17 protein-coding genes and 1 riboswitch are annotated in these 21,346 nt (G+C 69.1%); of the genes, 10 read left to right on the top strand and 7 right to left on the bottom strand.

Annotated features, from left to right (window positions below; genetic code table 11):
• Nucleotides 1-8 precede the first annotated feature (8 nt).
• The gene (locus tag ACFWPH_RS04650) at nt 9-1,127 is read left to right on the top strand and encodes a D-alanine--D-alanine ligase family protein (RefSeq protein ID WP_378748089.1); all 1,119 of its coding nucleotides are present in this window, start codon (nt 9-11) and stop codon (nt 1,125-1,127) included.
• Here ACFWPH_RS04650 and ACFWPH_RS04645 read toward each other — a convergent pair.
• Both ACFWPH_RS04645 and ACFWPH_RS04640 read right to left on the bottom strand, forming a co-directional pair.
• Complete coding sequence (locus tag ACFWPH_RS04645; RefSeq protein WP_378748245.1) at nt 1,064-1,501, bottom strand: flavin reductase family protein; 438 nt, start codon at nt 1,499-1,501, stop codon at nt 1,064-1,066. The two genes, ACFWPH_RS04650 and ACFWPH_RS04645, sit on opposite strands and share 64 nt — an antisense overlap.
• Nucleotides 1,479-2,222: a DUF3515 domain-containing protein gene (locus ACFWPH_RS04640; protein WP_378748088.1), complete on the bottom strand. Its 744-nt coding sequence runs from the start codon at nt 2,220-2,222 to the stop codon at nt 1,479-1,481. The genes ACFWPH_RS04645 and ACFWPH_RS04640 overlap by 23 nt, the downstream gene beginning before the upstream one ends.
• Nucleotides 2,223-2,574: 352 nt before the next feature.
• On the opposite strand from ACFWPH_RS04640, the gene ACFWPH_RS04635 reads away from it, so the two are divergent.
• From ACFWPH_RS04635 to ACFWPH_RS04620, 4 genes are read left to right on the top strand one after another with little or no spacing between them, the layout of a single operon-like run.
• Nucleotides 2,575-3,612, top strand: coding sequence for a thiamine-phosphate kinase (locus tag ACFWPH_RS04635; protein WP_378748087.1), 1,038 nt, complete (start codon nt 2,575-2,577; stop codon nt 3,610-3,612).
• Between the two features lie 11 nt (nt 3,613-3,623).
• The gene (locus tag ACFWPH_RS04630; RefSeq protein WP_378748086.1) at nt 3,624-4,307 is read left to right on the top strand and encodes a uracil-DNA glycosylase; all 684 of its coding nucleotides are present in this window, start codon (nt 3,624-3,626) and stop codon (nt 4,305-4,307) included.
• A 35-nt stretch (nt 4,308-4,342) separates the two neighbouring features.
• Nucleotides 4,343-4,579 (top strand): hypothetical protein, encoded by a 237-nt coding sequence (locus tag ACFWPH_RS04625; protein ID WP_033241348.1) that lies wholly within the window; start codon nt 4,343-4,345, stop codon nt 4,577-4,579.
• A gap of 50 nt (nt 4,580-4,629) precedes the next feature.
• A complete protein-coding gene (locus tag ACFWPH_RS04620) occupies nt 4,630-5,499 on the top strand; it encodes an alpha/beta fold hydrolase (protein WP_378748085.1) in 870 nt (289 codons plus the stop codon).
• Between the two features lie 247 nt (nt 5,500-5,746).
• Here the strand turns inward: ACFWPH_RS04620 and ACFWPH_RS04615 are convergent, their stop codons facing one another.
• From ACFWPH_RS04615 to rpmB, 3 genes are all read right to left on the bottom strand, one after another.
• Complete coding sequence (locus tag ACFWPH_RS04615; RefSeq protein WP_378748084.1) at nt 5,747-6,532, bottom strand: enoyl-CoA hydratase/isomerase family protein; 786 nt, start codon at nt 6,530-6,532, stop codon at nt 5,747-5,749.
• Nucleotides 6,529-6,924, bottom strand: a complete 396-nt coding sequence (locus ACFWPH_RS04610) for a GNAT family N-acetyltransferase (RefSeq protein ID WP_378748083.1) — start codon at nt 6,922-6,924, stop codon at nt 6,529-6,531. The genes ACFWPH_RS04615 and ACFWPH_RS04610 overlap by 4 nt, the downstream gene beginning before the upstream one ends.
• Before the next feature lie 293 nt (nt 6,925-7,217).
• A complete protein-coding gene (gene rpmB, locus ACFWPH_RS04605; protein ID WP_011210730.1) occupies nt 7,218-7,409 on the bottom strand; it encodes a 50S ribosomal protein L28 in 192 nt (63 codons plus the stop codon).
• A 286-nt stretch (nt 7,410-7,695) separates the two neighbouring features.
• Between rpmB and ACFWPH_RS04600 the strand changes: the two genes are divergently transcribed.
• Entirely contained in the window at nt 7,696-10,191 is a 2,496-nt protein-coding gene (locus ACFWPH_RS04600) for a DAK2 domain-containing protein (protein WP_378748082.1), read from the top strand.
• Nucleotides 10,192-10,350: 159 nt separating this feature from the next.
• Nucleotides 10,351-12,627, top strand: coding sequence for an ATP-dependent DNA helicase RecG (gene recG, locus ACFWPH_RS04595; protein ID WP_378748081.1), 2,277 nt, complete (start codon nt 10,351-10,353; stop codon nt 12,625-12,627).
• Between the two features lie 398 nt (nt 12,628-13,025).
• Here recG and metE read toward each other — a convergent pair whose 3' ends face one another.
• Nucleotides 13,026-15,326 carry a 5-methyltetrahydropteroyltriglutamate--homocysteine S-methyltransferase gene (gene metE, locus ACFWPH_RS04590; protein WP_378748080.1) on the bottom strand — a complete coding sequence of 767 codons (2,301 nt, stop codon included), beginning with the start codon at nt 15,324-15,326 and terminating at the stop codon, nt 13,026-13,028.
• A gap of 115 nt (nt 15,327-15,441) precedes the next feature.
• A riboswitch (cobalamin riboswitch) is annotated at nt 15,442-15,647 on the bottom strand.
• A 508-nt stretch (nt 15,648-16,155) separates the two neighbouring features.
• On the opposite strand from metE, the gene ACFWPH_RS04585 reads away from it, so the two are divergent.
• The 3 genes from ACFWPH_RS04585 to coaD are packed head-to-tail and all read left to right on the top strand — an operon-like array spanning nt 16,156 to nt 20,633.
• Nucleotides 16,156-19,554 (top strand): pyruvate carboxylase, encoded by a 3,399-nt coding sequence (locus tag ACFWPH_RS04585; protein WP_378748079.1) that lies wholly within the window; start codon nt 16,156-16,158, stop codon nt 19,552-19,554.
• A complete protein-coding gene (gene rsmD, locus ACFWPH_RS04580; RefSeq protein WP_378748078.1) occupies nt 19,551-20,144 on the top strand; it encodes a 16S rRNA (guanine(966)-N(2))-methyltransferase RsmD in 594 nt (197 codons plus the stop codon). Before ACFWPH_RS04585 ends, rsmD begins: the two co-directional genes overlap by 4 nt.
• Nucleotides 20,145-20,147: 3 nt before the next feature.
• Nucleotides 20,148-20,633 (top strand): pantetheine-phosphate adenylyltransferase, encoded by a 486-nt coding sequence (gene coaD, locus ACFWPH_RS04575; protein ID WP_378748077.1) that lies wholly within the window; start codon nt 20,148-20,150, stop codon nt 20,631-20,633.
• Here the strand turns inward: coaD and ACFWPH_RS04570 are convergent.
• Nucleotides 20,601-21,176, bottom strand: coding sequence for a GtrA family protein (locus ACFWPH_RS04570; RefSeq protein ID WP_378748076.1), 576 nt, complete (start codon nt 21,174-21,176; stop codon nt 20,601-20,603). The genes coaD and ACFWPH_RS04570 overlap by 33 nt on opposite strands.
• Between the last annotated feature and the right edge of the window lie 170 nt (nt 21,177-21,346).

The following is a 21,346-nucleotide window of genomic DNA, read 5'->3' as shown; positions in this document are numbered from 1 at the left end:
GTTCGGGCATGACCCGGATCAGAGTTGCCGTCGTCTTCGGCGGGCGCAGTAACGAGCACACGGTGTCGTGCGTATCGGCCGGCGCCGTACTGCGCAATCTCGATCCGGAGCGTTACGAGGCGGTGCCGATCGGTATCACCCCAGCCGGGACCTGGCTGCTCGCCGATATCGATATCGCCGCACTCGCCCGCCACGACCGCACCCTGCCGTCGGTCACCGGCGACGGTACCGAACTGGTGCTGGCCGCCGACCCCAGCCGTGCCGGAACATTGGTACCGCTCGGCGATCCGCAGACCGCACTCGACACTGTCGACGTGGTGTTCCCGGTGCTGCACGGCCCGTTCGGCGAGGACGGCACCGTCCAGGGAATGCTGGAATTGGCGGGCCTGCCGTACGTGGGCCCCGGTGTACTGGCCAGCGCCGCCGGGATGGACAAAGAGTTCACCAAGAAACTGCTGGCCGCCGACGGCCTGCCGGTGGGCGTGCAGGTGGTGCTGCGACCCGGCACCGCGACCGTCACACCGGAGGACCGGCAGCGGCTCGGACTGCCGGTATTCGTCAAACCCGCCCGCGGTGGTTCGTCCATCGGGATCACCAAGGTCACCGACTGGGCCGATCTCGACGCCGCGGTTGCCACCGCCCGCGAACACGATCCGAAGGTGATCGTGGAAGCCGGGATCGTCGGCCGGGAGGTCGAATGCGGTGTGCTGGAATTCCCCGACGGCCGGGTGGAAGCCAGTGTGCTCGCGGAGATCAGGATGCCCGAGGACCTCGCCGACGCCGACGCCGGTGAGGAACCCGCCGGACCGGCCTTCTACGATTTCGACACCAAATACCTCGACGACGTCTGCGAATTCGATGTCCCGGCGAAACTGGACGACGATATCGCCGAAGAAGTCCGGGCGATGGCGGTACGCGCCTTCCGGGCACTGGACTGCCAGGGACTGGCCCGGGTCGATTTCTTCGTCACCGACGACGGGCCGGTGATCAACGAGATCAACACGATGCCCGGATTCACGCCGATCTCCATGTATCCGCGGATGTGGCAGGAAACCGGTATCGGTTACGCGGAACTGCTCACCACTCTCCTCGACACCGCCCTGGTCCGCGGAACCGGACTCCGCTGAGTCCACCGGGCTGCGCTGTCTCGGCTCGGTCCAGGGGATCTGATCGAATTGTTCCGGCTGCGGCCGGACTGGGCGGACAGCTCTATCTGGTGATCGGCCAGGATGTTGGTCCCGAAACGCCCGTCGGCGAGGAACGCCGCCGTGCTGCGGGACTCTTCGCGGAGGGACCAGAGCACGAGCGGCGGGTCCAGCGAGACCGCTGGGAACGAGTTCGCCGCCATCCCGCAGCGCGGGTCTCCGGAGTGCGTGGTCGGGGCTGCTACGCCGTATCGGCCGAGCTGCGGTGAGTTGACCGGGCTATCTCTGAGTCGACCGGGCGCGGGGTCGCCGGTGGACGAGCAAGCGGCGGAACTAGTTGGGCAGTTCGCCGGGATCGAGCGGCTGGGCCGGCAATTGCGCGGTGATGGTGTCCGATACCGCCTGCAGCGGGGTCGGACCGGAGCCGTCGGGAACGGTGAGCGCGATATAGGTTTCGCGGTCGACCGCGAACCAAGTGGCGGTGGCCGCGGTATCGTCGCGGACCTCGAACCACTGGACGCCGTTGACGACCTGCAGTGGGGAAGCCCGGTTGAATTCCAGTGGGCGATCCAGACCGCAGCGCAGCACCACCGCTTCCCCGCCGTCCGGCCGCTGCCAGGCCGCCGTCGCGGGCGGAGCGGGTTCGACCAGGGTCGCGCGGGTGAACTCGCCGAAGTCGGCGGGTAACGCGGGCAATAGGGCGGAGCAGGCGGGGCCGTCGGCCGCGGGCGCGGGAACCGGGCCCAGCGCCAGCGGTTCGCGTTCGACCGGGCCGCGCAGCACGATCCAGGCGGCTACGAGGACACCGACCAGCAGCGCGACCGGTAACGCGACCGCGGTCGCGATGAGCGCAGGAGGGTAGGGCGCGCGTTCGGGAGCCACCTCGTTCGGAGCTGCCCCATCCGGAGTGGTGCCCGCCGGGGTTGCCGCGTCAGGGGTGGTGTCGTCGGTGCTCGCCGTGTCGCGGGTGGTGTCGTCGGAGGTCGTCGCGTCGGCGGTCGAGTTGTCCGGGGCCGCTGCGTCCGGTACCGCGGTCTCCGGGGTCTCCGTATTCTTTTCCGGCGGTTTCCCCGGCATCCTCGACGGTCCTTTCTGCGGTGTGCGGGTATTCGGGTGAGCCGCGTCCCGATGCGGTTTTCGGCATGGCCCGGTATGCCGAGTTCGGCGTGGTGTGGCATGGTCCGACCGCCCTCGCGCAGCATCCGATCGGGCCGCCCCGCGTGTGATCGCGATCCGGTCGTCGCGCGCGATACACAGTGGTTGCCGCCACGCCCGGCCACCGGGCACAGGGTACCGTCAGTGCGGAAAGTGCCGGACGACCGGCCGTCGGCCTGCGCCCCGGTTCCGGTTTGCCGTACACCGAGTGCGTCAGGCCGGGGTATCCCGGTCGGCGGAGTCGGCGAATCCACAGTCCGCCCGGTAGCGGCGAGTGAGAAAGGTCCTGGCGATCAGCACCCCACCGACAGTGCGCGACCTGGGCGAATTCGCCCTGATCGACCGGATCAACGCGGGCCGGCCGCAGGGCCCCGCCGTCCGGCTGGGTCCCGGTGACGACGCCGCGGTACTGGCCGCGGCGCGCGGCAACTACGTGGTGAGCACGGATATGTTGATCGAGGACCGGCATTTCCGGCTGGACTGGTCGAACCCGGACGAGATCGGGCGTAAGGCGATCGCGCAGAACGCGGCCGATATCTATGCGATGGGCGCCGAACCGGTGGGTTACGTGATCGGCCTGGGGCTGCCGGGGGACACCCCGGTGGATTTCGTCACCCGGCTCGCGGACGGGTTCTGGGCCGAAGCGGAGCGGGCGGGCGGTTCTGTCGCGGGCGGGGATATCGTGCACAGCGCGCAATTGGTGATCTCGGTAACAGCATTCGGGGATCCGCTGGGTGATCGGCCGGTCACCCGGTCCGGCGCACGGGTCGGGGGCACGGTGGCGATCGCGGGCCGGCCGGGATGGTCCGCGGCAGGGTTCGCACTGTTGTCCCAGGCACACCCGGGCGCTATGCGCCGTTTCGCGGATTCGACCGCGGCGGTGGTGGCCGCGGCCGCGGCGCACCGGGCACCGCGTCCCGCCTACGACCTGGTTCGCGCGGCGATGGGCACCGGTACCCCACCGGAAGCGCTCACCGATATTTCCGATGGGTTGCTCGCCGACCTCGGGCATCTGGCCGCCGCCTCGGGGGTCGCGGTGGCGGTGGATTCCGCCTGCCTGCGCGATCCGGACCTGCAGTTGTGCGCTGCGGAACTGGAAGCGGATGCGCGGCAATGGGTTCTGACCGGCGGCGAGGATCATGTCTTCGCGGGGGTCTGGTCACCCGGGGTGACACCGCCACCCGGATGGACCCCCATCGGGCGTATCGAAGCCGGTCGAGGCGTCACCGTGGACGGTGCGCGATACCAGGGCGCGGGCGGCTGGGAGGCCTTCTCCGGCTCGGACTCGGCGAAATCGGACCACTCACGATAGGTTGTGCGGTCATGGGCACGAAACCACTCGCGGAAATCATCGATCCGGGCTGGGCGAAAGCATTGGATCCGGTGGCCGACCGGATCGCGGCGATGGGTGAGTTCCTGCGTACCGAGAACGCCGCCGGGCGCGGATATCTTCCGGCCGGGGAAAATGTGCTGCGTGCCTTCCAGCATCCCTTCGACGATGTGCGAGTGCTGATCGTCGGCCAGGACCCCTATCCCACACCCGGGCACCCCATGGGATTGAGCTTCTCGGTGGCGCCGGACGTTTCGCCGGTCCCGCGCAGCCTGGCCAATATCTTCGCCGAGTACAGCAAGGATCTCGGCCACCCCACGCCCACGTGCGGGGATCTGAGCCCGTGGTCGGATCAAGGCGTGCTGTTGCTGAACCGCGTGCTGACGGTTTCGCCGGGCACACCCGCTTCGCATCGCGGCAAGGGCTGGGAAGAGGTCACCGAGCAGGCGATCCGCGCCCTGGTGGGCCGGAACGAACCGCTGGTGGCGGTCCTATGGGGTCGCGACGCCGGCTCCCTGAAACCGGCGCTGGCCCAGGCCGAGGTGCCCTGTATCGAATCCGCGCATCCGTCACCGCTGTCGGCGTCGCGAGGATTCTTCGGTTCGCGTCCGTTCTCCCGGGTCAACGAACTCCTGGACGAACTCGGCGCGGAACCGGTGGACTGGCGCCTGCCCTGACCGGGCGTCGAAGAAAAACAAGTGAGGAGCACACCATGAATCTGCGCGGCATCACCGCCACGCTCGCGCTGGGCGCCGCCCTGTCCGGCGCCGCCGGGGCGACGGCCGGAGCGGCCCCGCTGACCCTGCAGCCGGCCCAGCCGGTCACCGAACCCGCGCCGGTTGCCGAGGATTTCACCTCGTCCGGTTCGTCCACGATCTCCGCATCGGTGAACGCCAAGGGCGCATGCCTGTTCCAGCGGACCCTCAGCGCCATGGACCTGGACTGCTGATTTGTCCGTTCGTACGGCGTAACGTCCGCATATTTGCGATGCTGCAAATCGTGAGTAATGCGAACAATCTGCTCGATCCCGTCCGGCTGCGACTCCGCGGCGCGGGCGGGATCGAGCTCGTTGCGGACCGATACGGCCCCGCGGACGGCCCCACGGTGCTGTTCCTGCACGGCGGCGGTCAGACCCGGCACTCCTGGAAGCAGACCGGCGCGCAACTCGGCGCCGCGGGAATCCGCGCGGTCACCCTGGACGCGCGCGGACACGGCGACAGCCAATGGGCACTGGACCGCGATTACCGCTATGAGGCCATGGTCGGCGATGTACTCGCGGTACTGGAACAACTGGGCGGCGGCCCGGCGGTCCTGGTCGGCGCCAGTATGGGCGGGATCACCGGGCTGCTGGCCACCGCCGCACCGGGCGGGGCCGCGATCTCCGCGCTGGTGCTGGTCGATATCGTCACGCGGCCCGAACCCGAGGGCGTCGACCGGGTGGTCACCTTCCTCAACAAGAACCCCGAGGGTTTCGCCACGGTGGAGGAAGCCGCCGACGCGGTCGCCGAATATATGCCGCACCGGCCGCGTCCCAAATCCAGCGCCGGCCTGCTACGCAACCTGCGGCAGCGCGACGGTCGCTGGTACTGGCACTGGGACCCGGGCATTCTCGGCGACAAAGGTCACGACCCCGACGAGATGGCGCGCAACCTCGACGGCGTCGCCCGGGCACTGACGATCCCGGTGCTCCTGGTGCGGGGTGTGAAATCCGATGTCGTCAGCGCCGAAGGCGCCGCCGAATTCCAGTCCCTGGTACCGCACGCGGAAATCGTCGAGATCGGCAATGCCGCCCACACCGCCGCCGGTGACGACAACGACGCCTTCACCGAAGCTGTTTCCCAGTTCGTGCTACGTGCCCGGCACGCCTGATCGCCAGGATTCCGAATTCCGGCGCGCCCACGGCTGACGGCACGCGCACACCCCGCACGAATGCGCTGCCGGCGTCCGCAGCGCTGCGGTGGACGGGCCCCTGGTCCATGCCTTCAGCCCGCGATGCTTGTGCCCGAACGTTTGGACCGGCCGAACCCCGCGAGGTTCTCGCTGAACTATCGCGTAGCCGGGCCGCGACCGATGGGATCGCGGCCCGGGCGGTTCTGCGTGGTACAGCGGGCCCGGGTCAGCTGAGGCCGGAATAGTCGGGGGCGCGTTTGGCGAGGAACGCGTCCACGCCTTCGCGGCCGGTGGGGCTACCGGCGGCCTTACCCATCGCATCGCGTTCGGCGTCGAGCTGGTCGCTCAGGGTCGCGGTGGCGGAGCTGCTCAGCAGGGTGCGAATCGAGGTGTAGCTGGCGCGCGGACCGCGGGCCAGGGTACGGGCGAGCTCGCGGGCGGCGTCCTGGACGGCGTCGTCGCTGCCGGTGAGCCGCGCCAGAATACCGAGGCGGTGTGCTTCGGCGGCGTCCAGCACGGTATCGGTGAGCATGATGTCGCGGGCCTTCGCGAAGCCCACCAGCCGCGGTAGTGTCCACGACATACCGCCGTCCGGGCTCAACCCCACACCCGGATATGCGGGACGCAACCGGGTGCCCGGGCCACCGACCGCGATATCGGCGGCACACACCAGGCTCATACCGGCACCGGCCGCCCACCCGTGCACCGCCGCCACCACGGGAACCGGCGCGGCATCCAGAGCGCGGACGAAAACGTGCAGCGTATCGGCAAGCTGGTACAGATGCGCGGAACGATCCTCGGCGGCGGCGAAACCGCGCACATCACCACCGGCGCAGAAATTCGGACCGGAACCGGTGAGCAGTACGGCACCCACATCCTTCCCGGCCGCGGCCAGAGCGGCGGTGCCCGCGGCGACTCCCGCGAAATCGAGAGAGGTTCCGCGGGCCGCGGTGGACAGGGTGATCTCCAGTACCCCGTCTTCGATTCGGATGTATTCGGTTTCGGTGCTCATGATCGGCACTCTACTGCCGGGCGCACCAACCTGATCTCGGTCGTGGTGGCGAACCGTTCGGCCCGGGCGGTGCCATCGGGTACGAATCCGTACTTGCCGTAGAAGGCGCGGGCCCGCGGGTTCTGTTCGAAAACCCACAGTGAGCAGGACTTGTCCGGTTCCAGTACGGCGTCGAGCAGGGCCTGTGCGAGCCCGGTGCCGTACCACGGTGCCCGGACGTACAACGCGCCCAGCTCCCGCTCCGCGGCCGCGGGATGTTCACGCGGCGGACCGTACTGGACGAACCCGATAACCTCGCTACCGGATTCCGCGACCAGGGTGGTTCCGGTGGGGTGCCGAGCGATCCGTTCCAGGGCGGCAGCGCGGCGATCCGTATCCAGGGCTGCCAGCACGTGCTCGGGTACCAGCCCCTGATAAGCCTCGCGCCAGCAGGCGATATGGCAGACGGCCAGCGCGCGGGCATGTCCTGGATCGAGGGGAGTTATGCGCCACAGCGATTCGGACCCCGCCTGCGCTGCACTGTTCGGACCGATGGGTGGCCCTCCGATCGGATGCCCGCACGAACTCGCCCCGGCTGCCAGAAGACATCCGGGGCGAGACCTGGTTCAGGATATGTGACCGATGCGGCAGTCGGCAGCGTGCGCCGCCCAACCGCCGCGGCTCGGCCACAGGCGATCGACGCGGCTCAGCCGCGGACGACCTTGCCCGCCTTCAGGCAGGAGGTGCACACATTCATCCGGCGAGTGTTACCCGGGGCGACCTGTGCACGCACGGTCTGGATATTCGGGTTCCAGCGACGGTTGGTGCGCCGGTGCGAATGCGAGACCGACTTCCCGAAGCCGGGGCCCTTGGCGCAGACGTCGCAGACGGCAGCCATAGTCGCGAACTCCTTCATGTCTTCAGAGGGATCTGCCACCGGTACGATGGCCGATCCGAGATCAATGTCTTCCTGCCTGCCGGGCAACCCCGGGGAGCGCAGACCGATCCGATCGCGCCAGGCAACCCTGCAAGAGTAGCCCGACCCGCAATGATCCACAAAACCGGGGGTGAACGCTGCCGTGAGGTAGCGGCGGCGTACCCGGTGCCGCTGCCGCACTGTCCGGCTGTTGTGCACCGATTCGTGATGTCGGGCGCTCCCGCTAACCTGGCGGGCGAAGAATCCGATGACCAGGAACGAGGTGACGGTGCCCGAAACTCGGCAGGTGAGCGGCGTTCCGGAGGGTCTGTGCCCGGAGGTCGACGGCGCACCGGTTGCGAGTGAACGGGTGATGCGGATATCGGATTCCGGGGATATCGATACCGGTTTGGGCGGAGCGGAATTCTTGCGGTGGGGTCGCGCCTGTGTCGTGGCCTTGGAGCGGGCGCGTGCGGAGATCGACGGACTCAACGTGTTCCCGGTCCCGGACTCCGATACCGGGCGGAATCTGCTGGCGACCATGCGTGCCGCAGTGCTGGAGGCGGACGCCGCCGCAGACACGGTGGAGGCCGCTGCCGAGGTGGGAGCGGAGGGTGTGGCCGAGGCGCCGCCGGACGGTTGCCACGGGGGACCATCGGGGTCGCCTACCCGAATGGCGTCGGATGGTGGTGCGGCAGGACAGGTGGCCGACAGTGCCGGGGAACAGCCGAGCGCGTTCGTTGCCGAACCGCGTGGCGTCGTGGGACACCCGGTAGAGATCCCCGGGGGAACGCGGTGCGGTGGCGTCGAGGACGAGTCGTTGGGGGGCGGCGGAGGGCCGGGAGCAGGCATAGCCGGGGGATCGGCCGGCGGCGTCGGCGGATCGTTGGCCGGCGCAACTACAGGTCGACCGCCGGCCGATGCTGAGCGGGGAATCGCCGGGAAAACGACGAGCCGCGGTGGTCTGCCGGTAAGCCAGGTTCACCCCTACGCCGCGGCGATGGCGCGGGGGGCGACCTCTGGAGCGCGGGGGAATTCGGGAATCATCCTGTCGCAGGTATTGCGCGGGATCGCGGAGTCCACCGTCGGCCGGGGGCTGACCGGCGAGACCTACCGGGACGGACTCACACGGGCGGCGGCGCTGGTCCGGGGCAGTTTGAGTGAGCCGGTGGAAGGAACCATCCTCACCGTGCTCGACCGGGCGAGCGAGGCGGCGGGCGAGTGCCCCCGGTGTGGGCTGGCCGAGGTGGCTCGCGCCGCCGCCGAGGGTGCGGCGCGGGCGCTGGAACAGACCCGTGATCAGCTGGCGGCGCTGCGGGCGGCCGGCGTGGTGGACGCCGGCGCGCGGGGGCTGCTGGTGTTGCTGGACACGATGGTCGCCGTGGTGACCGGGGAGACCCCCGCTCGACGCGAATACCCGCCCGCGACCCCCCCGCTCCACCCCGGCCGCGGGCAGGCCGACCCGGAGCCGGTGCGCTACGAGGTGATGTTCCGGATCACAGCGGCCGACGACGGCCGAGCCGCCGAGTTGCGTTCGCGGCTGGCGCGACTGGGCGATTCCGTGGTCGTGGCGGCCGACGGTGCTGGGGGTTGGACGGCCCATGTCCACTGCGCGGCGGCCGGTGCCGCGGTCGAAGCCGGAATGGGCGCGGGCGCTGTCCGGGATATCCGGATCGAATACCTTGCCGCCTCCTGGGCGCCTGCCTACCCTGCCTCCGCAGGACGGGCCGGTCAGGTCACTGCCGGTCCTGTGGGCGGGGGTGCGCCTGGTGCGTTCGCTGCCGAGGACATGAATTTCGACGGTGGCCCAGCGGGGCATTGTGCGTACGAGTCCACAGTGGTCGCGGACGATCGCCGGGTGGCGGCGGCGGATGGGGCGGGGCGGGGCGCGGTCGGTCGAGCTGTGCAGACGGATGCGGCCGAGGTGGAGACGGCCGGGCGTGGCGCGCAGACGGATATCGCCGGTGCTGTCGGTGTGGCGGGCGGTGGCCCCGATGTGCGATCGCGGGCCGCCGGTGTGCGTACGGGCGGTTGTGATGCGGGTACGGCCGCGGAGCCGTTGCGCGGGGTAGATGGTGGACCGCGCTCGGTGGCCGGCGGGGCATCGGTTGATCGCGGCGTGCTGGCGGTTGCGGCGGGGGCGGGGGCGACCGGCCTGTTCGAGGCGGCGGGTGCGGTGGTGCTGGACGCGGAGCCGGCGCTGGAGTCCGCGGCGCTGCTCGCGGCGATCCGGGAGATGCCGCACCGGGAGGTACTGGTGTTGCCGAACGGGGCGCTACCGGCCCACGAACTGGTGGCGGTCGGGGTCGCGGCCCGCGACGCGCACCGCGATGTGCTGCTGCTGCCCAGCGCCAGCATGGTGCAGGGGCTGGCGGCGATGGCGGTACACGATCGGGCGCGGATCGCGGTCGACGATGCCTTCGCCATGTCCGAAGCCGCCGCGGGGACCCGGTGGGGTGCGCTGCGGCGGGCCGGCGAACGCGCGCTGACCATGGTCGGAACCTGCGCGCCCGGCGACGGGCTGGGGCTGGTCGGCCACGATGTGGTGGTGATCGACCGCGATACCCACGCCGCGGGGCAGACCCTGCTGGACCGGATGCTGGGGCTGGGCGGCGAATTGGTGACCCTCCTGGTCGGCGCGGGCGCCCCGGACGGGCTGGCAGCGGATCTCGCCTGGCATATCGGGACCGAATTCCCCGGTGTGGAGGTCTCGGTGTATTCCGGGGGTCAGCGCGGGGATCTGATACAGATCGGTGTGGAATGAGTAGGCGGCCCACGCCGGCCGGTGGCGACCAGCGGATCACTCTCGCGGCGCCGAGCGGAGTGATGCGGCCGGCCCCGCTCCGGAGCGTGACTGTGGGCTGCGAGCCGAGTGTGCGAGCGAACTCGGGCGGAGGGAGAGGGCGGCAGTGAGCGGAGTGATATGGCTACCTTGAGTGATCGGCTCGACCACGTGCTGGGGGCGAAGGCCGCCGGGTCGCTGTCGGATGCGTTCGATATGCGCACCGTGGAGGATCTGCTGCGCCATTACCCCCTGCGGTATGCCACTCAGGGCCAGCCGCTCACCGAGGAAGCCCCCGAGGACGGTGCGCACATCACGGTGATCGGCCGGATCACCAAGGCCGAACTGCGGCCGATGCGGCAGCGGCGCGGTTCGCTGCTGAAGGTGGTCCTCGATACCGGTTCCGGTCGCGGCGTGGACGTCACGTTCTTCAACGGTGACAAGGTGAAATACGCAGTGCGCGAGGGCGCGCGGGCGATGATGTCGGGAACCGTGAACTACTGGCGGCCCGGCCAATGGAATCTCAGCCACCCGGGGTATCTGATCCTGCCGGAATCCGACGGCGACGAGCCGACGCTGACCACCGTGCGCGGCGGCGGGGATCTGCGGGGCATCGCGCAGAGCGCGAAAGGCGCGGGCGGGGTGGATATGTCGTTCTTCGAGCGCGAATTCATCCCGGTGTACCCGGCCACCGCGAAGGTGCAGAGCTGGGAGATCCTGGCCTGTGTCCGGCAGGTGCTGGATCAGCTCGACCCGGTCGCGGACCCGCTGCCGGCCGAGGTGCGCGACGAGCGGGCGCTGATGCCGGTGAGCGATGCGTTGCGGCTGATCCACCTGCCGGAACAGCAGTCCGATATCGAACGGGCCCGGGAACGGCTGCGATTCGACGAGGCGCTGGCGTTGCAGCTGGTACTGGCCGAACGGCGGCACGAGGTGTCCGGCCGGACGGCACGCGCCTGCCCACCGCGGCCGGACGGTATCGCCGCCGCCTTCGACGAGCGGTTACCGTTCGAGCTGACCGAGGGGCAGCGTCAGGTGATCGCGGAAATCTCCGCCGACCTGTCCCGCGAGCAGCCGATGCACCGGCTGCTGCAGGGCGAGGTGGGATCGGGTAAGACCATCGTCGCCCTGCACGCTATGTTGCAGGTCGTCGACGCGGGTCAGCAATGCGCGCTGCTCGCCCCCACCGAGGTTCTCGCCGCCCAGCACTACCGGTCGCTGTGCGGGATGCTGGGCGATCTCGGGCAGGCCGGTGAACTCGGTGCGGCCGAGACGGCGACCCGGGTCACGCTCGTCACCGGATCGATGTCCACGGCCACCAAGCGGGCGGCGTTGCTCGAAGCGGTGACCGGGGAGGCCGGGATCGTGATCGGTACGCATGCGCTGATCCAGGATTCGGTGGAGTTCTTCGATCTGGGCATGGTGGTGGTCGACGAACAACATCGTTTCGGAGTGGAACAGCGGGATGCGTTGCGCGCCAAGGCGAAAGGCGGTGTGTCCCCGCATCTGCTGGTGATGACCGCGACCCCGATTCCGCGCACCATCGCCATGACCACTCTCGGTGATCTGGAGACCTCCACCCTCACCCAGCTGCCGCGCGGCCGCTCCCCGATCGCCTCGAAAGTGGTGCCCAGACGCGTCCACCCCAACTGGGTGGATCGGGCATGGGAGCGGATCACCGAGGAGGTGGCGGCCGGCAGGCAGGCGTATGTCGTGTGCTCACGCATCGGCGACGACGAGGACGGCGGCGGTACCCGCGGTAAGAGCGGAAAATCGCGCGGTGCGGATTCCGGGAAGGAGCCGCCCACCACCCAGTCCGTGCTGGACGTCGTCGATCGACTGCGCACCGGGCCGCTGGCGCACCTGCGGATCGGGTTGCTGCACGGACGGCTGCCGGCCGATGAAAAAGATCAGGTGATGCGCGATTTCAATGCCGGCGATATCGATGTGCTGGTCTGTACGACCGTTGTCGAAGTCGGCGTGGACGTGCCGAACGCGACGGTGATGGTGATCGTGGACGCCGACCGGTTCGGAGTGAGCCAGTTGCACCAGTTGCGCGGCCGGATCGGCCGTGGCAAACACCCCGGACTGTGCCTGCTGATCACCGACGCCGCGCCCGGCGGGCCCGCGATGACCCGGCTGGAAGCGGTGGCCGCGACCACCGACGGTTTCGAATTGTCGGTGCTCGATCTGCGGCAGCGGCGTGAGGGCGATGTGCTGGGCTCCGCGCAGTCCGGAACGGCGCGCTCGCTGCGGCTGCTGTCGTTGCTCGACGATCTGGAGGTCATCACCACCGCCCAGGAGCTCGCGCGCACCCTGGTCGCCGACGACCCCGGCCTCACCCGGCATCCGGGTCTGGCGGCGATGATGCACGCCGCCGTCGATTCGGAACGGCTGGAATACCTGGCCAAATCCTGAGCGCCCTGCGCCGGCAGCCGCGGTCGCCGCGGCGGAAATGTCGCCGGAGATCGCGAAATTTGTTGGGGCGAGAGGGAACCGATGCGCACCCGGTCGCGTCAAATCTGGCACAGAGCAACGGCGAGGGAAAGGGGTGGGCGGTATGAGACCAGAGCAAGGGTGCCGTGCGGTCCGGCGGCGATCGCCGGTTCCGCAGCGAGGGGTTCGTCCGGTGTTGCGGATTACGCGACACTGCCCGGAATGTGCTGCGACCGAACGGATGAAGCGTCGCGAGTCCGGGGCAGGAGAGCTGGAGGGCTGACCCGGCCACAGTATCCCGGCCCGGGCCGCAGGAAGCCCGGTTGTGATCAGCGCGCAGTACGGCCGGCTCGGCGACCGTACTGCGCGGCGGTGTCCGGTCAGCGCACGCGCTGCGCGGCGGCGACCATATTGCGTAGTGATGCTTCGACCTCGGCGGTACCGCGGGTCTTCAGGCCACAATCCGGGTTCACCCAGAGGCGTTCGGCAGGAACAGCTTTCAGCGCGGCCTCGAGCGCGGTGGTGATCTCCTCGGCGCTCGGCACCCGGGGCGAATGGATATCGTAGACACCGGGGCCGACGCCCGCAGCGAAGCCTGCGGCGTTCAGATCGTCGAGTACCTCCATATGCGACCGTGCCGCCTCGATCGAGGTCACATCGGCGTCCAGGCCGGCGATCGCGTCGATGACCTCACCGAATTCCGAATAGCACAGATGGGTGTGGATCTGGAGGGAATCGGCGACCCCGGAGGTCGCCAGCCGGAACGCGCCCACCGACCATTCCAGGTAGTCCGGCTGGCCGGCCGCGCGCAGTGGCAGCAGTTCGCGCAGTGCCGGTTCGTCCACCTGGATGATCCGTATGCCCGCGTTCTGCAGGTCGACGGTTTCGTCCCGGATGGCCAGCGCCACCTGGCGCGCAGATTCCGCGAGCGGCTGGTCGTCGCGCACGAAGGACCAGGCCAGGATGGTGACCGGTCCGGTGAGCATGCCCTTCACCGGTTTGCTGGTGAGTGATTGGGCGTAGCCGATCCAATCGACCGTCATGGGCGCGGGCCGGGAGACATCGCCGAACAGGATCGGCGGGCGTACGCAGCGGGTGCCGTAGGACTGCACCCAGCCCAGTTCGGTGGCCGCGAAACCGTCGAGCTGTTCGGCGAAGTACTGCACCATATCGTTGCGTTCGGGTTCGCCGTGTACCAGCACGTCGAGGCCGAGCTGTTCCTGCAGGGCGATGACCTCGGCGATCTCCGCCCGCATCCGGCGCTCGTACTCGGGCCGGTCGATGTCGCCCTTGCGCAGCTCCGCCCGGGCCAGCCGGATCGCGGTGGTCTGCGGGTAGGAACCGATCGTGGTGGTGGGCAGGGGCGGCAGCTGCAGCCGGTCCTGCTGCAGGGTCCGGCGCTGCGCCGCGGGGCCACGTTCGGTGGCGGCCGGGCCCAGCGCGGCCAGCCGGGCCCGAACCCGGGAGTCGGCGATCCGCGGATCCGCCCGGCGGCTCGCGATCGCGGCGCGGGCCTGCGCGAGTTCGGCCGCCACGGCCTCGGTACCGGTGTTCAGGCCCGTGGCCAGCACCCGGACCTCGGCGAGTTTTTCGCTGCCGAAGGCGAGCCAGGAGCGCAGGGCTTCGTCGAGGTGTGTTTCCACGGCGAGGGTGTAGGGCACGTGCAGCAGGGAGCAGGAGGTCGAAACCGCGACCGATTTCCCGCTGCCGAGCAGTGTGGCGAGGGTGGACAGGGCTCGATCAAGATCGGTGCGCCAGACATTACGACCGTCGACGACACCGGCAACCAGCGTTTTACCCGCCAAAGCGGGAACGGCGGCCACATCGTCGACCGTACCGCCGGCGACCAGGTCGATCGCGAGTCCTTCCACATCGGTTCCGGCGAGGGCTCCCAGCGCGGGGCCGGGATTGCCGAAGTATGTGGCGACCAGGACGGCCGGCCGGTCGGCCGGTTCCGTCAGCTCGGTGTAGACCTGGCGGACCACCGCGAGTTCCTCCGAGGTGAGGTCGGTGACCAGGGCGGGTTCGTCGAGCTGTACCCAGGACACGCCCGCCGCGGCGAGCAGCGCGAGGAGGTCCCGGTAGAGCGGGATCAGCTCACCGACGCGTTCCAGCGCGGCGGTGTCCGCCGATTTCGAGAGTTTCAGGAAAGTGATCGGGCCGATGACGACCGGACGCGCCGGGACGCCGAGTTCGAGCGCCTCGCGCACCTGCGCCAGCAATTCGCCGGGATGCAGCGCGAACGAGGTGTGCGGGCCGATCTCGGGGACCAGATAGTGATAGTTGGTATCGAACCATTTGGTCATCTCGAGTGGTTCCACCGAATCCGTACCGCGGGCCGCGGCGAAATAGCGGTCCAGCGGGCCGGCGATATCGGCGACCCGCGGCGGCAGGGCGCCCAGCAGCACGGCCGTATCGAGCATCTGGTCGTAGTAGGAGAAGGTGCCGACGGGAATCGAATCCATGCCCGCGGCCTGTAGCTCCGCGTACTGGTCGCGGCGCAGGGTCCGCCCGGTCTCGTGGAGACGATCGGCATCGATACGCCCGGCCCAATAGGATTCGGTCGCGCGTTTCAGCTCGCGGCGCGGCCCCACCCGGGGCAGGCCGAGAACCGTTGCGGTGAACGGATTGTGCGAAATAGCAGTCACGGTGTTCTCCAGTGCTGACGTTCGACCGGCCATCGCCTTACGCGGGTGCACGGACACCACTGAAAACCCGACCGCCGCGCGCGGCGGGAGCGTTTTCAGCACTGGTGGACCGCGGCGCCCAATCCTCGAGGCGGTGGCCACCGGATACGGCGTACCCGGTACAACCGGCAGGTCTTCGGACTCGCGGGCACCGGCCCATCGGCCGACCTACTGGCCGTCGCTTCCCAGGCTGTGCGCCCAGTGCTGATGACGGCGTTCGTTCTCGCTCACCGCTGCGGGACAGTTCCGGATTTCCACCGGATTCCCTCTCACCCGCCCGTTGCGGGTTTCGACGCCGGGACGATCGTCCGGGGCTCCGGGGCGACCGGCCGGCGAACCAGCTGCGTTATCCACCATAGCCCGCCCGCCGTGCCGAGCCGATGCGCCCGCCGATACGGCGCGCGGCTACCGGCTGACGTCGGCCAGTGCGCCGGTGGCTGTACCTCGTCGAGCGCGATCGTCGGCACGCGGGGGGACGGTTCGTTCCGTATGTGGAACTGTCCGCTACGGGAATCGTCCTGGCGGTATCGGCGATGGCGGAGGCGTCGGTGAGCTGGTCGACGGCGCCGAGCGTGCGGCCGAGTGGGGGCGGGCGTATGGCCGAGCTCGGTCCCCGACCGCGCTGCCGAGGGATGTGTGGCCTCGCTGCGAAGATTGCCCGGAGTTGGCCAACCTCGGCTGATCGCACAATCGCCCGTGGTCGCCGGTGAGATGTGACGGCAGGGTGACCAATGTTTCGCAACCGTGCAATGCCCCGTTGTGAAGATTCTGCGAAGTGGACTTCGGTGTCGATCCTGGATGTGGCGCCGGGTACGTTGGGTCAATGTTCTCGAAAGTCTTGGTTGCCAACCGCGGCGAGATCGCCATCCGAGCCTTCCGCGCGGCGTACGAGCTCGGTATCGGAACGGTTGCCGTCTTCCCGCACGAGGACCGCAATTCGGTCCACCGCCTGAAGGCGGACGAGGCATACGAGATCGGCGAGGAGGGGCATCCCGTCCGGGCCTATCTCTCGGTCGACGCGATCATCGAGGCGGCCAAGACCGCCGGCGCCGACGCGATCTATCCGGGATACGGGTTCTTGTCCGAGAATCCGGACCTGGCCGCCGCCTGTGCGCGCGAGGGAATCACCTTCATCGGTCCGTCGTCCGAGGTCTTGGAACTCGCGGGTAACAAGGCGCGCGCGATTGCGGCGGCGAAGGCGGCCGGGCTGCCGGTCCTGAATTCCAGCGCACCTTCCGCGGATGTCGGTGAACTGCTCGCGGCGGCCGAGTCCATGGAGTTCCCGGTGTTCGTGAAGGCGGTCGCCGGTGGCGGTGGCCGTGGTATGCGCCGGGTGCAGGCGCGTGAACAGTTGCGGGAGGCGATCGAGGCGGCCTCGCGCGAGGCCGAATCCGCGTTCGGCGATCCCACGGTGTTCCTGGAGCAGGCGGTGGTCAACCCCCGCCATATCGAGGTGCAGATCCTGGCCGATACCCAGGGCAATGTGATGCACCTGTTCGAGCGCGACTGTTCGCTGCAGCGGCGGCACCAGAAAGTGATCGAGCTGGCGCCCGCCCCGAACCTGGATCCCGAACTGCGCGATCGGATCTGCGCCGACGCGGTGGCGTTCGCCCGGCAGATCGGTTACAGCTGCGCGGGAACCGTCGAATTCCTGCTCGACGAGCGCGGGAACCATGTCTTCATCGAGATGAATCCGCGTATCCAGGTCGAGCATACGGTGACCGAGGAGATCACCGATGTCGATCTGGTGCAGTCGCAGCTGCGGATCGCCGCGGGGGAGAGCCTGGACGATCTGGGCCTGAGCCAGGACAAGGTGACCATTCGCGGTGCCGCGCTGCAGTGCCGGATCACCACCGAGGACCCGGCCAACGGTTTCCGCCCCGATACCGGGCGGATCACGGCCTACCGTACGCCCGGTGGCGCCGGTATCCGGCTCGACGGCGGGGCGAACCTCGGTGCCGAGATCGGCGCCTACTTCGATTCGATGCTGGTGAAGCTCAGCTGCCGGGGCCGGGATTTCCCGGCGGCAGTGGCCCGGGCGCGGCGGGCGCTGATGGAGTTCCGGATCCGCGGTGTCACCACCAATATCCAGTTCTTGCTGGCCGTGCTCGACGACCCCGATTTCAAGGCCGGGCGGGTCACCACCTCGTTCATCGACGAGCGTCCGCAGTTGCTCTCCTTGCGTGAACCTGCCGACCGCGGCACCAAGATCCTGAACTATCTGGCCGATATCACCGTGAACAAACCGCACGGGGCGCGGCCGACAGCGGTGTACCCGCACGACAAACTGCCCGCCATCGACCTGTCGGTACCGCCGCCGGACGGGTCCCGGCAGAAGCTGCTCACCCTGGGCCCGGAAGGTTTCGCACGCGCCCTGCGCGAACAGAAAGCCGTGGGCGTCACCGACACCACGTTCCGCGACGCCCACCAGTCGTTGCTGGCGACCCGGGTGCGGACCAACGGCCTGCTCGATGTCGCCGGTCACGTCGCCCGGCTGACCCCCGAACTGCTCTCGGTCGAATGCTGGGGCGGCGCGACCTACGATGTGGCGCTGCGGTTCCTGTACGAGGACCCGTGGGAGCGGCTGGCCGCCCTGCGCGAGGCGATGCCGAATATCTGCCTGCAGATGCTCCTGCGCGGACGGAATACGGTCGGTTACACGCCGTATCCCGAAGAGGTCACTCGGGCTTTCGTACGGGAGGCCACCGACACCGGGATCGATATCTTCCGGATCTTCGACGCGCTCAACAATGTCGACCAGATGCGTCCGGCGATCGACGCGGTCCGGGAAACGGGTACCGCGGTGGCCGAGGTGGCGCTGAGCTACACGGGGGATCTGTCCGATCCCGACGAGAAGCTCTACACCCTGGACTACTACCTGAAACTGGCCGAGCAGATCGTCGACGCGGGCGCGCATGTGCTCGCGATCAAGGATATGGCCGGTCTGCTGCGAGCCCCGGCGGCGGCGAAACTGGTGACGGCGCTGCGCAGCAATTTCGATCTGCCCGTCCATGTGCACACCCACGACACCCCGGGCGGTCAGCTCGCGACCTATCTGGCGGCGTGGCAGGCCGGTGCCGACGCGGTGGACGGTGCGTCGGCGGCGATGGCCGGTACCACCAGCCAGCCCGCGCTGTCCGCGATCGTCGCGGCCGCCGCGCACAGCGAGCACGACACCGGCCTGAACCTGGGCAATGTCTGCGATTTGGAGCCGTACTGGGAGGCGCTGCGCAAGGTGTACGCGCCGTTCGAGTCCGGGCTGCCCGCCCCGACCGGGCGCGTCTACACCCATGAGATCCCCGGCGGCCAGCTGTCCAACCTGCGCCAGCAGGCCATCGCACTCGGCCTGGGCGACCGCTTCGAGGAAGTGGAGGCGAAATACGCCGCGGCCGACCGGCTGCTGGGCCGGTTGATCAAGGTGACCCCGTCGTCGAAGGTGGTCGGCGATCTCGCGCTGTCGCTGGTCGGCTCCGGTGTCGAGATCCAGGATTTCGCCGCCGATCCGGGACGCTACGACATCCCGGATTCGGTGATCGGTTTCCTGCGCGGCGAACTCGGCACCCCCGCCGGGGGCTGGCCCGAACCGTTCCGGGAGAAGGCCCTCGCCGGGCGCAGCGCCGCCAAACCGGAAACGCCGCTGACGGCCGCGGACGAGGCCGGGCTGGCGGGCACCTCCCAGGAGCGTCGCGCGACCCTCAACCGGCTGCTGTTCCCGGCACCCACCGCCGAATTCCTCGCTCACCGCGAGAAGTACGGCGATACCACCGGGCTGTCGGCGAATCAGTTCTTCTACGGTCTGCGGCACGGCGAGGAGCACCGGGTCCAGCTGGAGAAGGGCGTTATCCTGCTGATCGGGCTGGAGGCCATCGCCGAACCCGACGAGCGCGGTATGCGCACGGTGATGTGCATTCTCAACGGGCAGCTGCGCCCGGTCTCGGTGCGGGATCGCTCCATCGCCAGTGAGATCCCGGCCGCGGAGAAGGCCGATAAGAACAATCCGCACCATATCGCCGCGCCCTTCGCCGGTGTCGTCACGCTGACCGTCGCGGAGGGCGATCGGGTCGCCGCCGGCGATACCATCGCGACCATCGAGGCCATGAAGATGGAGGCCGCCATCACCGCGCCGCGCGGGGGAGTGGTGGGCCGGGTGGCCATCACCCAGGTGCAGCAGGTCGAGGGTGGTGACCTGCTGATCGAACTGGGCGGACGCGAATCCGAATGACCCGGATCGTCGCCGGAACGGCCGGCGGTCGGCGCCTGCGGGTGCCGCCCGCCGGGACCCGGCCCACCTCGGACCGGGTACGGGAGGCACTGTTCTCCTCGATCGAGGCCCGGATGGATCTGGACGGAGCCCGCGTCCTCGACCTCTATGCGGGGTCGGGTGCGCTGGGACTCGAGGCGTTGTCCCGCGGCGCCGGGGCGGCGCTGCTGGTCGAATCGGACCGGCGGGCGGCGGCGGTGCTGCGCGGCAATATTTCGGATCTGGGGTTGACCGCGGCGCAGGTGCGGGTCGGTGCGGTGGCGCAGGTCCTGGCGCAGGCCGGTGCGGGTGATTTCGATCTGGTCTTCGCCGATCCGCCCTACGATCTGCCCACCGCGGCCGTCGAGGCGGATATCGGGGCGCTGGCGGCGCACGGCTGGCTGGCCGAGGACGCGCTGCTGCTCGTCGAACGATCCGTCCGTTCGGCGGAGATGACGTGGCCCGCGGGTTTCGCCGGGCGCGCGCCGAAACGGTACGGGGAAACCCGGATCGAGTCCGCCGTCTACGTCGGGACCGGCGCGGTGGATTCCGCCGTACCTGCTAGCGTTTGAGCCATGGCAGGAGCATTGTGCCCGGGCTCGTTCGATCCGGTGACCAACGGCCACCTCGATGTGTTCCGCCGGGCGGCGGCCCAGTTCGACGAGGTCGTCATCACGGTCAATGTGAACAAGAAGAAGCAAGGCATGTTCAGTGTCGAGGAACGCATCGACATGTTGCGCGACGCTACCGCTGACCTGCCGAATATCCGGGTCGCGTCCTGGGCCGGCCTGACCGTCGATTTCGCCCGGGAACAGGGCATCACGGCGATCGTCAAGGGTCTGCGCGATGCCGGAGATTTCGGGTACGAACTGCAGATGGCGCAGATGAACAAGAAGCTCGCCGGCGTCGACACCTTCTTCATCGCCACCAACCCGGCGTTCAGCTATCTGTCCAGCTCACTCGTCAAGGAAGTGGCGGCCTTCGGTGGCGATGTCAGCGATATGCTGCCGCCGCTGGTGCACAAGCGCCTACTCGACCGGCTCGCCGAGCGCGCCGGCTGATTCCTCGCGGGCGGCGCTCACTTCCCGGGCCCGCCGCAGCGGGCGGAACACCAGGCCGCGCAGGGCCAGGAACCGCAACCCGCCCACGGCGGCGCTGATTGCCAGTACGGCGGCGGCCTGCGCCGGTTCGGCCAGGGTGGGAGCGAGAACTTCCAGTGCGGCGAGGGCCGCCGTGCTGATTCCCAGGCCCAGCAGCGCCAGGCCGCCGCCCTCCCACTGTGCGGTGAACCAACCGACCCGCTCGGCCGCGTGGAAGGTGAGTCGGCGGTGCAGCTCGTTGGCCAGGATCGTGCTCACCACCGAACCGGCGACATTGGCCAGCAGCGTGCCGGCGCCGGTCAGGCTGAGGAAGAGCAGCACGTAGGAGATATTGCTCAGACCGCCCACCAAGGCGAACCGGATGAGCTGCGGAAATGCCCGGTCGCCGCGCAGATACCGGAGTAGACGCTGCTGCCAGGCCACCGGGTCGATCTGTTCCGGCCAATCGATATCCAGATCCGCGGCGGACAGTGCCCCGGACGAGGGCAGCTGCAGGATGGTCATGGGCGGTTCCGATCGGGCAAGGGTCAGGCGATCCATCGCGGTGCGATACGACTCCTACGAATCTAACACCAAGCGGAGAACACGTCTCCAGTTGATCCCCCGGAAGTCTGTGGATATCCGCCGGAAGTAGCGACACACCGAAAGTTGGTTCGGCTCAGCCGACGGGCCGG

The organism is Nocardia sp. NPDC058499 (genome assembly GCF_042719915.1).
Classification (GTDB): domain Bacteria; phylum Actinomycetota; class Actinomycetes; order Mycobacteriales; family Mycobacteriaceae; genus Nocardia.
This window is presented reverse-complemented; position numbering and strand designations above follow the sequence as displayed.

Bases quoted from the DNA above. Each gene is read 5' to 3' on its own strand.
- ACFWPH_RS04650 (WP_378748089.1), top strand. From the start codon at position 9: ATGACCCGGATCAGAGTTGCCGTCGTCTTCGGCGGGCGCAGTAACGAG.
- ACFWPH_RS04640 (WP_378748088.1), bottom strand. From the start codon at position 2,222: ATGCCGGGGAAACCGCCGGAAAAGAATACGGAGACCCCGGAGACCGCG.
- ACFWPH_RS04630 (WP_378748086.1), top strand. From the start codon at position 3,624: ATGGGCACGAAACCACTCGCGGAAATCATCGATCCGGGCTGGGCGAAA.
- ACFWPH_RS04625 (WP_033241348.1), top strand. From the start codon at position 4,343: ATGAATCTGCGCGGCATCACCGCCACGCTCGCGCTGGGCGCCGCCCTG.
- ACFWPH_RS04615 (WP_378748084.1), bottom strand. From the start codon at position 6,532: ATGAGCACCGAAACCGAATACATCCGAATCGAAGACGGGGTACTGGAG.
- rpmB (WP_011210730.1), bottom strand. From the start codon at position 7,409: ATGGCTGCCGTCTGCGACGTCTGCGCCAAGGGCCCCGGCTTCGGGAAG.
- ACFWPH_RS04600 (WP_378748082.1), top strand. From the start codon at position 7,696: ATGACCAGGAACGAGGTGACGGTGCCCGAAACTCGGCAGGTGAGCGGC.
- recG (WP_378748081.1), top strand. From the start codon at position 10,351: ATGGCTACCTTGAGTGATCGGCTCGACCACGTGCTGGGGGCGAAGGCC.
- metE (WP_378748080.1), bottom strand. From the start codon at position 15,326: ATGGCCGGTCGAACGTCAGCACTGGAGAACACCGTGACTGCTATTTCG.
- ACFWPH_RS04585 (WP_378748079.1), top strand. From the start codon at position 16,156: ATGTTCTCGAAAGTCTTGGTTGCCAACCGCGGCGAGATCGCCATCCGA.
- rsmD (WP_378748078.1), top strand. From the start codon at position 19,551: ATGACCCGGATCGTCGCCGGAACGGCCGGCGGTCGGCGCCTGCGGGTG.
- coaD (WP_378748077.1), top strand. From the start codon at position 20,148: ATGGCAGGAGCATTGTGCCCGGGCTCGTTCGATCCGGTGACCAACGGC.
- ACFWPH_RS04570 (WP_378748076.1), bottom strand. From the start codon at position 21,176: ATGACCATCCTGCAGCTGCCCTCGTCCGGGGCACTGTCCGCCGCGGAT.